The organism is Gordonia hongkongensis, from assembly GCF_023078355.1.
In the GTDB taxonomy this organism is placed as follows: domain Bacteria; phylum Actinomycetota; class Actinomycetes; order Mycobacteriales; family Mycobacteriaceae; genus Gordonia; species Gordonia hongkongensis.
Window position 1 is genome coordinate 2130583 of record NZ_CP095552.1, and the last position, 12827, is coordinate 2143409.

Annotated in this window: 10 protein-coding genes and 1 pseudogene; 5 read left to right on the forward strand and 6 right to left on the reverse strand. The window is 67.5% G+C overall.

All coding sequences use genetic code 11. The annotated features are described in order from the left end of the window. Positions 1–336: 336 nt before the first annotated feature. Positions 337–597 (forward strand): hypothetical protein, encoded by a 261-nt coding sequence (locus MVF96_RS09660; RefSeq protein WP_223258945.1) that lies wholly within the window; start codon positions 337–339, stop codon positions 595–597. A 1-nt stretch (position 598) separates the two neighbouring features. Here the strand turns inward: MVF96_RS09660 and MVF96_RS09665 are convergent, their stop codons facing one another. From MVF96_RS09665 to MVF96_RS09675, 3 genes are all read right to left on the reverse strand, one after another. Beyond that, positions 599–883 carry a hypothetical protein gene (locus MVF96_RS09665; RefSeq protein ID WP_068971347.1) on the reverse strand — a complete coding sequence of 95 codons (285 nt, stop codon included), beginning with the start codon at positions 881–883 and terminating at the stop codon, positions 599–601. A 310-nt stretch (positions 884–1193) separates the two neighbouring features. Further along, positions 1194–1553 carry a histone-like nucleoid-structuring protein Lsr2 gene (locus MVF96_RS09670; protein WP_226513021.1) on the reverse strand — a complete coding sequence of 120 codons (360 nt, stop codon included), beginning with the start codon at positions 1551–1553 and terminating at the stop codon, positions 1194–1196. A 111-nt stretch (positions 1554–1664) separates the two neighbouring features. Continuing rightward, positions 1665–3350 (reverse strand): hypothetical protein, encoded by a 1686-nt coding sequence (locus MVF96_RS09675; protein WP_226513022.1) that lies wholly within the window; start codon positions 3348–3350, stop codon positions 1665–1667. A gap of 74 nt (positions 3351–3424) precedes the next feature. Between MVF96_RS09675 and MVF96_RS24560 the strand changes: the two genes are divergently transcribed. Together MVF96_RS24560 and MVF96_RS09685 are read left to right on the forward strand one after the other, a co-directional pair. After that, positions 3425–4300 (forward strand): HNH endonuclease family protein, encoded by an 876-nt coding sequence (locus MVF96_RS24560; RefSeq protein ID WP_336286863.1) that lies wholly within the window; start codon positions 3425–3427, stop codon positions 4298–4300. Between the two features lie 46 nt (positions 4301–4346). Beyond that, positions 4347–5899, forward strand: a pseudogene (locus MVF96_RS09685) (DUF7782 domain-containing protein). A 1-nt stretch (position 5900) separates the two neighbouring features. Here the strand turns inward: MVF96_RS09685 and MVF96_RS09690 are convergent. The 3 genes from MVF96_RS09690 to MVF96_RS09700 all read right to left on the reverse strand — a co-directional run bounded on the left by MVF96_RS09690 (position 5901) and on the right by MVF96_RS09700 (position 10227). Continuing rightward, positions 5901–7100, reverse strand: a complete 1200-nt coding sequence (locus tag MVF96_RS09690; RefSeq protein WP_247451914.1) for a trans-sulfuration enzyme family protein — start codon at positions 7098–7100, stop codon at positions 5901–5903. Continuing rightward, positions 7060–8367, reverse strand: a complete 1308-nt coding sequence (gene opgC, locus MVF96_RS09695) for an OpgC domain-containing protein (RefSeq protein WP_247451915.1) — start codon at positions 8365–8367, stop codon at positions 7060–7062. Before opgC ends, MVF96_RS09690 begins: the two co-directional genes overlap by 41 nt. Before the next feature lie 72 nt (positions 8368–8439). Then, on the reverse strand, positions 8440–10227 hold the full coding sequence (locus MVF96_RS09700; RefSeq protein WP_137809291.1) for an AMP-dependent synthetase/ligase: 1788 nt from the start codon (positions 10225–10227) through the stop codon (positions 8440–8442). 236 nt (positions 10228–10463) lie between these two features. On the opposite strand from MVF96_RS09700, the gene MVF96_RS09705 reads away from it, so the two are divergent. Together MVF96_RS09705 and MVF96_RS09710 are read left to right on the forward strand one after the other, a co-directional pair. Then, positions 10464–12236 (forward strand): DEAD/DEAH box helicase, encoded by a 1773-nt coding sequence (locus MVF96_RS09705; protein ID WP_065629041.1) that lies wholly within the window; start codon positions 10464–10466, stop codon positions 12234–12236. 201 nt (positions 12237–12437) lie between these two features. Beyond that, positions 12438–12770, forward strand: coding sequence for a rhodanese-like domain-containing protein (locus MVF96_RS09710; RefSeq protein ID WP_058250009.1), 333 nt, complete (start codon positions 12438–12440; stop codon positions 12768–12770). Positions 12771–12827: the final 57 nt, after the last annotated feature.

Sequence of the window (12827 nt, forward strand, 5' to 3'; positions counted from 1 at the left end):
GAGGCTGGACCAATCCGAACTGTTGTCACGTGCTGACCTGCAGCGGGAGTCTGCGAACCCCCTATACCGGGCGGTAGATCCGTGCGGAGAAGGCGACCCTGCATCGTCACCGTCTTCGCATACGATCGCGCGGGCGGCGAGTAGGTCAGTGAAGAAACATGTTCATGGTGGTTGGCGACCAGGCCGGGGCGTTGATGATAAGCCGGAACCCGTGGGTCGTGATGGCGTGTTCGGGTGCGAGGGTGGTTGAGAGTCCATGCGGCGAGGGCTCATGGCTCGTGTAGGTCGCGCGAGCGGGCGTTGGCTCGGGGGCTTCATGAGCGCTATAAGCAGGGTGTGGGCTTCGGTACTGCACCGCTGTGCATTAGGCGGCCCATTGTGAACCCAGACGGCTATCGCGACCGTCTGTTGGCCGGCAGCGATGGCGTCACCCTCACGGCTGTCGACGTGACCACCGGCGAGGTCGCGTGGACAGCACCGTTCCTCGCCATCGATTTCGACGCGGATGCGTTAGTCACCGGCAAAGCACTCGAGCCCTACGGCGACGGGTGGATCTTCTCGTCGGACCGTCGAATGATCGGGCTCGCGCCGCTCTGAGTCACAGCTCGGCCGAGATGACCTCGACCGCGTCGTCGTCGGCGAAGACGATCTGGTGATCGTCGGTCGAGATCGCCCAGCGGCGTAGTCGTGCGGTGTGCTCGTCGTCGATACGGGTCTCGACGGTGGTGTCGCCGGCCAGGTCCGCGAAGTCGTCGACGACCTCGCCCTCCCTTGTCGAACCGTCGTCGAGCGTGACCCTGACCCGGGCCGCCACGGAGACCTCCCCTGGGGCCTCGCCGTCAGCGTGGTCGGCGTCGACCGACTCGTTCTCCGTTGTGCTCATCCGGTTGTCCTGTCCCCTCGGGTGGCCTCCGACGGTGACTGCGTTGCACGTCGGTGGCACACCATGCGTGGACATCAGTTTATCAAAGATGTCCATTGACAGGATGAAGACGGGGAAGGTGCTGATCGGTGGCGGAATCCGCGCGGCATCTCGATTCGACGCCGCCGCAGGGTTTTTCCGCCCTGCCGGCGGAACTCCTTAGGGCAGAACGTAATCGGCGGGGGATCAACAATCAGCCCCGCGGAAGAACAATCGCCAGAGTCCGAAGAATCGGGCTCTGGCGATCAATGTGACAATACGGTGGGCTATATCAGTGTGCGGAGTTGTAGGCCTCGACGATGTCGTTCGGAATGCGGCCGCGTGCGGACACCTCATATCCGTTCTCCGCTGCCCAGTCTCGAATCGAGGCATTCACCGACGCACCACTCCCGGCGGAATTGGTCTTCGTCCGTGCTGATGGCGACCGTCGTCGGCCGCCGACCCGGGTCGATGCCTTGAGTAGTTTCGCGACTGTCACCTTGCCCTGCTCGATCTTGTCGAGATTGGCCGCGGACACGTCGAGCTCGTAGTCGACGCCGAGCCACGACCACGAAACGGTCTGTGCGTCTTGGGGATCGAGTTCGCGACCGTCCAGGTCGTCGACAAAGGTCACCGTCTGAATTTTCGACACGCCCCCAACGGTAGTCGATAGACGCGCGGGAAGCATGAACCTGCGCTTTCCCGGTGTCGGGATTCTCGGCGAATCGTCCGACATCGCGATTACCGAATGCGCAACACGGAGTCAATTGCGGCCGGGAATGGCGAATCGGGGCGGTTCGGGATGGCGAATGGATTCTTCCGGACGTGACGGTTCCGATGTTCTCGACGCCGATGACCGGGAGGCTTCCGGCTTTCGCGTCGGCTTGATGCGGGGAGTCGAGTCGGTTGTCGTCCGCCGATTGGCCTCCGCGCCGAGTCCGCTGCCCGTCGTGTCGTCGACGCGTAGGCACATCGACCGGATTACGTGGTGCGCGGTCACCAGTCCGTAGGTCATCGGCAGGCCCAGGGCCGTGACGAGCAGTCTGGTGGGTCGTAGCGGGCTGTCACCGACGATCGACGGCTCGATGACATTGCCTACTTCCCGGATCAAATGCAGCGCCAACTTGTACGCATAATGCGCCGCGGTGATCGGTTTGCTGACCGTGAGCTCGTCCAGGGACACGGTCTCCCATGGGTCCGCCCCGTGGCCGATGTTGTGCCCGATGCCGAGAAGGATGTCGAGCGGCGCCCCGCCGAAGATCGGGATCAGCGAACCGAACAACGACGCCGCCAACTCGCCGACCGAGCGGTCCTCCGCGGGATCGAGCGGAATGAGGTTGTGATGAATGCGGATTCCGCGCATGGCGCCGAGAATTCTGGTGGTCTCGGCCCGGATGCGGGGTGCGTCGGCGGGATTGTTCTCCTGCGCCTGCGCAGACACATACCGCACCAGCCGGCCGAGTGTGAGCGACCCGATCGGCGTACACGTCTCGACATCCGCCAGGGCGAGGTGGTCGGCGATATCGGCCACCATCGGCGGGATCGGGATGTCGAAATGCACGGTGTCGCTCGCGCGTCCGGCCAGGGCGCGCTGTTCATCGGTGACGCGTGCGAGGCACTGCTCGAGGACCGTTTTCGCGGTGGCGCGCAGCAGGGCCTTCACCGCGAACTCCGACGAGAAGACGAAGGCCGAGATGAGCCAGTTGTAGGTGACGAACGGGGCCAGGAAGTCGGCGTCCGTGCCGGCGAAGGGGCTAACGAGGTCGGGGGTCGAACCGGCGAGGACGCGCGCGGGGATCAGGACCGTGGTGAACAGGTACAGCCACACCGTCTCCACGGCCTGGATGACGGTGATGTTCCCGAGGGGGATGGCCTCGGTGTGCCGGCCGTCGCGGATCTTCAGCAGGTTCGACACGAGGAGCTGCGAGATCGGGTCGCGGTAGTCGAGTGCGGGATCGTCGTCGTCGGCGCCGAGGGTGAGGGGGTGCTCGGTGACGGCGAGGGTCGACACGTGCAGACGGCGCATGTCGCGGTGCGCCGCGACCCGGCTCTGCCTCGCCGCGGCACGCAGAGACGGCGGCAGGACCTCGTACACCGCGTCGAAGACAGAGTCGTACACCACTGCGAGGGTCGTGAAATCGCCGCTTGCGCAGCGTGTCTCGGGGCCCTCAATTGACTTCGGCGTGGGCAGCAGCGGGCGGCTCATGGTCTCGATGCGCTCGAGTCGCTCGGGGTAGGTCTCGGTCTCCGGGTCGACGGTCGGTGTCAGTTCGTGGACCGGCGTCGCACGCAGGGGTGACGCGGAGAAGGGTGCCGGGCTGCCGAGCACCGCGGCGGTGCCCGACCCGCCGGCAAGAGTGGGCAACGACATCGCCAGAGTGAACACGGCGAACATCCGCAGAACCCATGGCGGTACACCCCGCGCCGCATTGCCCCGACCTGAACTCATGCACCCACTACCCGAATAGTCGTCTGATGACCCGGCGACACCGCCGGCGACCGTGCGCCGCCGCGGCGTCGTGCGTGACCACAGCAGTCCGCGAAGGGAAAGTTAGTCGAACGAAGCTCAAGGTGCGCGGCGAGAACCCCCGCACCGGGTCGGCGAACGGGGATGTCGGTGCGCCGTGCAACGATTCCGGGGTGAGACGTCGAGCGGCACGGTTGTCGGGAGTACTTGCCGCGGTGCCGGTCGCCGTGGTGCTCGTGTCGTGCGTCGACGTCGAACCCGGTCCGGGCCTCGAGCGCCCCTCATCCGAGCGCACCCAGCCCATGCCCTCGACGACGGGGCCATCGTCACCGCCGGCTGGTGCGTCGCCGGATACGCCGCCACCGGCGGTCGGCCGGGAACAGGCCGATCTCGCGTCGCTGCAGGTCAAGGGTCGCGCACCCAAGACCGGATATGAACGGTCGCGATTCGGGAGGGCATGGGACGACGCGGTCGACGTGCACTACGGCCGCAACGGTTGCCGGACCCGGGAGGACATCCTGCGGCGAGACCTCACCGGCATCACCTTCCACGCCGACGGGTGCCGGGTGCTCGCCGGCACACTGGCGGATCCGTACACAGGTACGACGATGCCGTTCACCCGAGGCGAGGACACCTCGGCGCTGGTCCAGATCGACCACGTCGTCGCGTTGTCGGACGCCTGGCAGAAGGGCGCGGCCGGGTGGACCGCGGTCAAGCGCATCGAGTTCGCGAACGACCCGCGAAACCTCCAGGCCGTGTCGGGAGCCGTGAACCAACAGAAGAGCGACGGCGACGCGGCGACCTGGCTTCCCCCGAACAAGTCCTACCGGTGCACCTACGTGAGCCGGCAGATCGAGGTCAAGAAGTCCTACGGGCTGTGGGTGACGCCTGCCGAACGCGACGCCATGAGTCGGGTCCTCGCGTCGTGCTGAACCCGTCGAGCCGCGGGCGCGCCGGTCGTCGGTAGCCTTGGGGACCGTGACCGCGGACCAGGGACGACCCCAGCCACTCGCCGACCGCGCGGATCGTCATCCTCTGTCCGAGCCCGCCGCCGTGGCGGCCCTCGGTGCCGATCTGCGGTCGGCGGGATACACGAACGACGGTGTCACCGAACTGCTCGGCGAAGGCGCTCACGATGCCCTCGTCCGCGGCACCTGGTGGCCGGCCCTCGCCGCGACGCGTGATGTTGCCGGCGAGCACCGCCGGCTGGCGACCCTCATCCGACTGTTCCTGCTGGGCTCGGACGAACCCGAAGCCACTGTCGCGGAGGCGTTTCCGACGACGGGCACGGACGCACTGGTCACGCAGGGCGTGCTGGCCCGGGTCGATGAATCGCTTCTGCGGGCCCGCCTTGACATCCGTCCGCACGCCGACGACACCCGCGACTACCTCGTGATCGCCGACCAGGATGCCGCGATGCGACCCGGACCCGTTGCCCACGACCACGTCCTGGGGATCGGCGGCGCGTCGATCTCGCTGGCCCGGGCCGTCATCCGCGAACCCGTCCGCCGCGCTCTCGACATCGGAACCGGATGTGGCATCCAGGCGCTGCATCTCGACGCGCACTGCGAGCAGATCGTGGCCACCGACACGAACGACCGGGCGCTGGCGCTGGCCGCCGCGACGGCCCGCCTCAACGGGATGTCGTGGGATCTGCGGGCGGGGAGCATGTTCGAACCCGTCGCGGGGGAGCGGTTCGACCTCATCGTGTCCAACCCTCCGTTCGTCGTCGGCGCGGGCGGGCGGGACTACATCTACCGCGACTCGGGCGTCGTCGGAGACGGGTTGTGCGAGCAACTCGTCCGCGAGTTGCCTGCCCATCTGAATCCTGGTGGCACCGCCCAGATCCTGGCCAACTGGGTCATCCGCGAGGGCGAGGACTGGCCGGAACGGGTCCGCTCCTGGCTCGCCGGCACCGGACTCGACGCCTGGGTCGTCCAGCGGGAGGTCGCCGACCCCATCAGCTATGTGTCGCTGTGGTTGTCCGATGCCGGTGAGGACGAGGCGACCGCCGCGCGGCGAGGTGCGGAGTGGCTCGAATGGTTCGAGGCCAACGGCATCGTCGCCATCGGGATGGGCTCGATCACCGCCCGCGCCCCGCTCGACGGTGAGCACCGCGAGCCCGACGTTGTGATCGAGGAGATCACCGGCGCCGGTGAAGAGGTGACCGGGCCCGAGGCCCAGGCGTTCCTCGCCCGACGGCGCTACCTGCGGGAGACCTCGGACGAACAGCTGCTCGCTCGGCGGCTGTCGGTGGCCCCGGTCATGCTCGAGGAGCACTCGCTCCCCGGGGACGAGGGCTGGCAACAGGTGTCGGCCGCCGTCCGCCGACCCGGGGGCCCGGCGCCGTTCTCGGCGTCGACGAGGTCTCACGCGCACTGCTTGCCGGCAGTCGGGGGCAGGTCCCGCTGGGCGTACTGCTCGAACTCCTCGCCGACTTCCACGGCGTCGACGCCGACGCACTCGCCGAGGCGGCGCTGCCCGTGGTGCGCGAGGCGATCGGCCGGGGGATTCTGTACGAGGCGACGTGACTCAGGCCGGGAAGGTCGCGTCCAGCGCCGCGGCGAGATCCGCGATGAGATCGTCGGCGTCTTCCAGCCCGACGGAGAACCGCAGATGTCCCCACTCGCGGAACGGTTCGGGGTAGGCCGCGACCCGTGGGCCGTCGGTGCCGACATGGACGATGAGTGACTCGTCGTGTCCCAACGACACCGCCGAGGTGATCGTCGTCAGCGCCGCGACGAATCGGTTCTGGGTGGCCGGATCGCCGCGCACCGCGAACGCGATCATGGCCCCGAAGCCGCGGCCGCCGAACTGTCGTGCCGCGAGGTCGTGTTCGGGATGCGACGCCAGACCCGGGTACCGCACGTAGGTGATGCGCGGGTCGTCGTCGAGGAAGGCCGCGACCCGCTCGGCATTGCGTTGATGCTGGGCGAACCGGAGCGGCAGGGTGATCGCGCCGCGGGCGATCAGCCATGCGTTGAACGGCGAGATGACCCCGCCGACGTCGACCATCGCCTGTTCCCGGATCTGCGACATCAGCTCCGACCGGCCGAGCACTGCACCGCCCATGGCGTCGCCGTGCCCGTTGATGTACTTGGTCAGCGAATGGACGACGAGGTCCGCGCCGTCGGCGAGCGGACGGTACAGAGTCGGCGGCGTGAAGGTGGCGTCGACGAGCAGCAGGGCGTCGGCGTCGGCGGCGATCTGCGCCAGCGCGCCGATGTCGGCGACCTTCGTCGTCGGATTGGCGATCGTCTCGGCGATCAACATGCGGGTGCTGGGGCGCAGGGCGGCACGGGTTGCGTCGAGATCGCCGACATCGACGAAGGTCGCCTCGATCCCGTACTTCGTCGGCAGCAGTTCCGACCAGAGCTTCCAGGTGGCCTCGTAGGTGGTGTCGGACACCACCACGTGGTCGCCTGCGGACAGGAACGTGAAGAACACCGCATGCAGCGCGGCCACGCCCGAGGCCAGGACGACGGCGTCTTCGGCCTCTTCCAGTGCGGCCAGCTTGTCCTGCAGCGCAACCTGATTGGCGCCGGTGTTGCGTGTGTAGAACAGTTGCTCGGTTCCCGACCAGCTCATCGCCTCGGGTTCGGGCGGGAGGTGATACGAGTTCGCCATCGTGATGGGCGTCCGCACCGACGGGCCCGACGAGTCGTTGCCGGCGTGCACGCTGCGTGTCATCTCACCCGTCACGGATGAACTCCCATCGGCTCGGTCGCGCATGTCCCGGCCGGTCGGGTTCCGGCCCCGATCGGCCCGTCTCGTTCTGGCCCGTCTCCGGCTGTCCCGGTCCGGTCGACGCCGCGCAAATCATCGACGACAGGTCGGGGTTCCCGGGGGCGTCCGAGCTCTCCGGGGTGGGGACGCCGGGCTCGGGGCCGGGGACGATGTCGGGTCGATGCGGACGCACGAGCCGGACCATCCGCAGCGGCAGTTTGTGCAGTTTGTCGACGTGCGCGAAGTACCGGAACTCGGCCCACCCCCAGCAGGCAGCGAACACCAGTAGCGCGACGGCGTCCATCGTGACGGTGTTCCAGGGGCGGTGTGCGATGTGGATCGGCACCACGACGAGGGCGATCGCCTGGATGACGTAGGAGTCGAGACTGCGGGTGCCGGTCATGACGAGTGGACGCAGCCAGTCGTGATGCCACCGCCTGAGCAGCAGTCGGAAGATCCCGTAGACGGCCGGGATGGCCAGGTAGGCGCCGATCGCGCGGGCCGGGCGGAAGTCGAGTTTGTCGGCGACCGCCGGTTCGAGATGGGCCCACGGCCCGTAGTCGATGCCGAAGTGGAAGAACAGTGCCACCGCGAGCGCGACGGCGACGATCGCGATGATCCAGCGGTCGACGAACTCCGACACACGCCACTGCGACCAGTTCCAGCCGATCACCAGTGCCGGGACGAACATGATCTGCCAGCCGGCGACGTTCTGGATGTGCGGTGCCGCCTGGTAGGCGCTCAGATAGAACCAGTCGGGGGAGTGGACCAGCGAGATCAGGTACAGGGCGATCGAACCGGCGAGCACCCAGCGCCACCAGCCCTGACGCAGGAGGGGGAACAGCCCGAACGCGGAGATGAGCAACACCATGTACAGCAGCAGGATGTTGCCGCCGCTGGGCAGATAATCCATGGTCAGCGCCAGGCGCAGGCCGTCACCCCACCCGTCGACCGGCAGCAGGAGCGTCAGCCATCGGTGACCGGCCAGGGCGGCCGCGACCGCGACGAGGGCGATCGCCAGCTGGCACAGATAGAGGACGACGATCCGCTTGGCAAGACGCTTGTAGGCGAAGGCCAGCCCATGGCGAGCGACCCACCGTTGATAGACCAGACCCAGCACGACGCCCGAGAGCATCACGAACGCGGACATGCCGTCGACGTACGGGAAGGCGTGGGTCGGGGTGGCCAGCACGGACTCATGCGCGAAGTGCGCGGTGATCATGCTCCAGATGGCCACCCCGCGGGTGGCATCGATGGCCAGGTCTCGTTTCATTGACTTGCACGATAGACAGCGCCGCGGCCCGGGGGCATCCCGGGCCGCGGCGAGTCGTGAAGAGAGATCCGCTCAGGTGTAGAGGTCGGCGATCGCTTCCTTGTGCGCGTCGTGGATGACGTTGCGCTTGAGCTTCATCGTCGGGGTGAGCTCACCGGTGTCGATGGTGAAATCGGTGTCCAGGATCGAGAACTTTTTGATCGCCTCGGCGTTGGAGACCTTGGTGTTCGCCTCTTTCACCGCGGCGTCGATCTCGGCCTTGAGGTCGGCGTTCTCGACCAGGTCCGAGATCGGGGTGTCGGCGGGCAGGCCGTGACGGTCCAACCAGCCGGGCACGGCCTCGGGGTCGATCGTGATCAGTGCGGCGATGAAAGGCTTGTTGTCGCCGACGACGAGGCACTGGCTCACCATCGGGTGCGCCCGGATGGTGTCCTCGAGCTGTGCCGGCGAGACGTTCTTGCCGCCCGCGGTGACGATCAGTTCCTTCTTGCGGCCGGTGATGAAGAGGTAGCCGTCGTCGAGGGTGCCGATGTCGCCGGTGTGGAACCACCCGTCGCGGATCGCGTCGTCGGTGGCGGCCTGGTTCTTCCAGTACCCACCGAACACGACCGGCCCCTTGAGCAGGACCTCGCCGTCGTCGGCGATGGCGACGGTGACGCCGGGGATCGGGCGTCCGACCGAACCGACCTTCTGGTTCTCCTCGTTGTTGGCCGTCACCGCGGCCGTGGTCTCCGACAGTCCGTAGCCCTCGTACACCGGGATGCCGACGCCGCGGAAGAAGTGGCCGAGGCGCGCACCGAGCGGAGCGCCACCGGAGATCGCTCCCTCGCACTGGCCCCCGAGGGCGTCGCGCAGCTTTCCGTACACGAGCTTGTCGAAGACGGCGTGCCGGAGCTTCAGGCCGAGGCCGACCTTGCCGGCCGCCGTCGCCTTGCTGTATTCAATCGCCGTGTCGGTGGCCTTGTCGAAGATCGACCCCTTGCCGCCGTCGTAGGCCTTCTGCTTGGCCGAGTTGTACACCTTCTCGAACACGCGCGGCACCGACAGCACGTAGTTCGGCTTGAACACGCCCAGGTCCGCGACGAGGTTCGTCAGGTCGTTGGTGTGGCCGAGGATCACGCCGTTCTCGACGCAGCCGACGGCGACGACGCGGGCGAAGATGTGCGCCAGCGGCAGGAAGAGCAGCGTCGACTTGCCCTCCCGCATACCGGCGCCGACCGCGTCGCGGGTCGCGGCCGTCTCGGCGAGGAAATTCGCGTGCGTCAGGACGACGCCCTTCGGCCGTCCGGTGGTGCCCGAGGTGTAGATCAGCGTGGCGGCATCCGACGACAACGCATTCGCCTGACGCTGGTCGAGGTCCGCGTCGGCGGTCTTCGCGCCGCGCTTGGTGACCGTGGGGAGCGCGTGGTCGTCGATGACCAGGGTCTCCTTGAGGGTGGGCGTCTCGTCGATGACCCGGAGATGGCGGGTGTAGTGCTCATGGTTCTCGACGAACAGGAGCTTGGCGCCGGAGTCCTCGAGAATCCACTGGACCTGGTCGGGGGCGGACGTCTCGTAGATCGCGACGGTGCACGCCCCGGCGCGCCAGATCGCGTAGTCCAGCACGGTCCACTCGTAGCGCGTCGACGACAGGATCGCGACGCGGTCGCCGGCCTGCACACCCGAGGCGATCAGACCCTTCGCGACCGCGTCCACCTCGTCGGTGAAGTGCTTGGCGGTGACGTTGACCCACTGGTTGTGCGAGCGCTTGCGGAAGAGCGGCATCGTGGGGCGCTCCGCGCGGTAGCGCAGGATCGTGTCGACGGTCGTCGCCTTGTCGTCGATCGTCAGATCGGACGGGGTGGCGTACTGCTGCTGCATGGCACTCCTGAGACGAGAGAACAAATGGACATTCCGGACATCGGTGTGCGTGTGACCGGGACCGATGGCCGGATGAGTGGCACTGACAGTACCAGTATTCGTTAGATGCATCACACCGGTGACCGAACGTGGCTCGTGCCCTGCTCAGGGGGCTGATGCGACCCCGTCCGGGCGTGATGCCGACTTTCTGGTGGACGGCCATTACAGTTGAGGGCGATGAATGAGACTTCCGCCGCATGAGTACCTCGAATCACGGCGAGCACGACGCCCCCGCCGACCCGCAGGTCGGCTCGTTCGACGACCTCGAGATCGACCCGCGGGTACGCGCGGCCATCACCGACGTCGGCTATGAAACCCCGTCGCCCATCCAGGCGGCGACCATCCCGCCGCTCATGGACGGACGCGATGTCGTCGGCCTCGCGCAGACCGGTACCGGCAAGACCGCCGCGTTCGCCATCCCGATCCTGTCCCGCCTCGACACCTCCGCGCGTACCCCGCAGGCGCTGATCCTCGCGCCGACGCGAGAGCTGGCACTGCAGGTCTCCGAGGCCTTCGGCAAGTATTCGGCGCACATGCCCGAGGTGAAGGTGCTGCCGATCTACGGCGGGCAGTCCTACGGCGTCCAACTCGCGGGTCTGCGTCGCGGCGCGCAGGTCATCGTCGGCACACCCGGTCGGGTCATCGACCACCTCGATCGCAAGACCCTCGACATCTCCGGTCTGGAGTTCCTGGTCCTCGACGAAGCCGACGAGATGCTGACGATGGGCTTCGCCGAGGACGTCGAGCGCATCCTCGCCGAGACCCCGGACACCAAGCAGGTCGCGCTGTTCTCGGCGACCATGCCCAGTGCCATCCGGCGCCTCGCGCAGAAGTACCTGAACTCGCCGCAGGAGATCACGGTCAAGTCCAAGACCGCGACCGCGCAGAACATCACGCAGCGCTATCTCCAGGTTTCCCACCAGCGCAAGCTGGACGCGCTGACACGCTTCCTCGAGGTCGAGACCTTCGACGCGATGATCGTGTTCGTCCGCACCAAGCAGGCGACGGAAGAACTCGCCGAGAAGCTGCGCTCGCGCGGGTTCTCCGCGGTCGCCATCAACGGCGACCTCGCGCAGGCGCAGCGGGAACGGACCATCAACCAGCTGAAGAACGGCTCGATCGACATCCTCGTCGCGACCGATGTCGCGGCCCGCGGGCTCGACGTCGACCGCATCTCGCATGTCGTGAACTACGACATCCCGCACGACACCGAGTCCTACGTGCACCGCATCGGCCGTACCGGGCGCGCCGGCCGCTCGGGCAACGCGCTGCTGTTCGTCTCGCCGCGCGAACGCCACCTGCTGCGTGCGATCGAGCGCGCCACGCGGCAGACGCTGACCGAGATCGGCCTGCCCAGCGTGGACGATGTCAACGCACAGCGGGTCGCGAAGTTCGCCGACTCGATCACCCAGAACCTGTCCTCGGACAACCTGGATCTGTTCCGCGGGCTGATCGAGAACTACGCGCGGGACAACGACGTCGCGATGGCCGACATCGCGGCCGCGCTGGCGCTCGAGACACGAGACGGCGGTTTCCTGATGACGCCGGACCCGCCGCAGTCGGAGAAGCGCCCCGAGCGTGAGCGTGCTCCGCGGCGCCCGGGCGCGAGCTTCGCGACGTACCGCATCGCCGTCGGCCGCAAGCACAAGGTGTCGCCCGGTGCGATCGTCGGTGCCATCGCCAACGAGGGCGGCCTGACCCGTGCCGACTTCGGCAACATCAGCATCCGCGACGACTTCAGCCTCGTCGAGCTTCCCGATGATCTCGACAACGAGACCCTCTCGTCGCTGCGGCATACCAAGATCGGGAAGAACCCGATCGACATCCGCAAGGACATGGGCGCACCGCGCACGCGCGGGGGCGCCAAGCGCGGAGCCGGCGGGCACGGCGGCGGGCGGGACGGTCGTCGTGGCGACAATTGGGGTAAGCGTCCGTCCCCGCGTGTCGCGGGCCGCGGTCGCCATTCCTGACCCTGACGGTTCCGCTGCGGCTCGTCTAGCAGAGGGAGCGCATGACTGCGCCCTTCTGAGAGCTGTGTGAGAAAACTTGTCAATTCGAGATCGTTCCGTAACCTGGTCGACGGGGGTCATTCACGCCACGGCCGTCACCCGATGGCCGTCGCGAACGCATGAACACGGACAAATTCGAGCAACAGGATTGGTGAGTCACCGGTGTCAGTGGTGAATTCGATTTCGGCAGTCGAGGCAATGAATCACAGCCGCGAGGGGAACGCGGTCGTCGTCGACGCACGGCCCCAGGTGGTCCGGCATCAGGGGAGTCTGCCCGGTGCCCTCGTGGTTGACCCGACCGAGGTGCCGAAGCGGTTCACCCCGACTCCGTCGGGCACCTTCCCGGTGATCCGCGACCGCGACACCGAGATCGCCGTGGTGTCGGTCCGTTCGGAGGCCCCGCGGATCGCCGAACAGATCGCCGAGTGCGGATACACCAACGTGCGCTATGTCGACGGCGGATACCGCGCGCTGCGTTCGAGTTCCGTCGGCTGACCGGCCCGGTGTCGGGAATCCGGCCGACCCGCGCGGCGGCACGGAGTTCCTCTGACC

Excerpts from the sequence above, each read along its gene's own strand:
- MVF96_RS09665 (WP_068971347.1), bottom strand. The coding sequence starts at position 883 with ATGAGCACAACGGAGAACGAGTCGGTCGACGCCGACCACGCTGACGGC.
- MVF96_RS09675 (WP_226513022.1), bottom strand. The coding sequence starts at position 3,350 with ATGAGTTCAGGTCGGGGCAATGCGGCGCGGGGTGTACCGCCATGGGTT.
- MVF96_RS09690 (WP_247451914.1), bottom strand. The coding sequence starts at position 7,100 with ATGCGCGACCGAGCCGATGGGAGTTCATCCGTGACGGGTGAGATGACA.
- opgC (WP_247451915.1), bottom strand. The coding sequence starts at position 8,367 with ATGAAACGAGACCTGGCCATCGATGCCACCCGCGGGGTGGCCATCTGG.
- MVF96_RS09700 (WP_137809291.1), bottom strand. The coding sequence starts at position 10,227 with ATGCAGCAGCAGTACGCCACCCCGTCCGATCTGACGATCGACGACAAG.
- MVF96_RS09705 (WP_065629041.1), top strand. The coding sequence starts at position 10,464 with ATGAGTACCTCGAATCACGGCGAGCACGACGCCCCCGCCGACCCGCAG.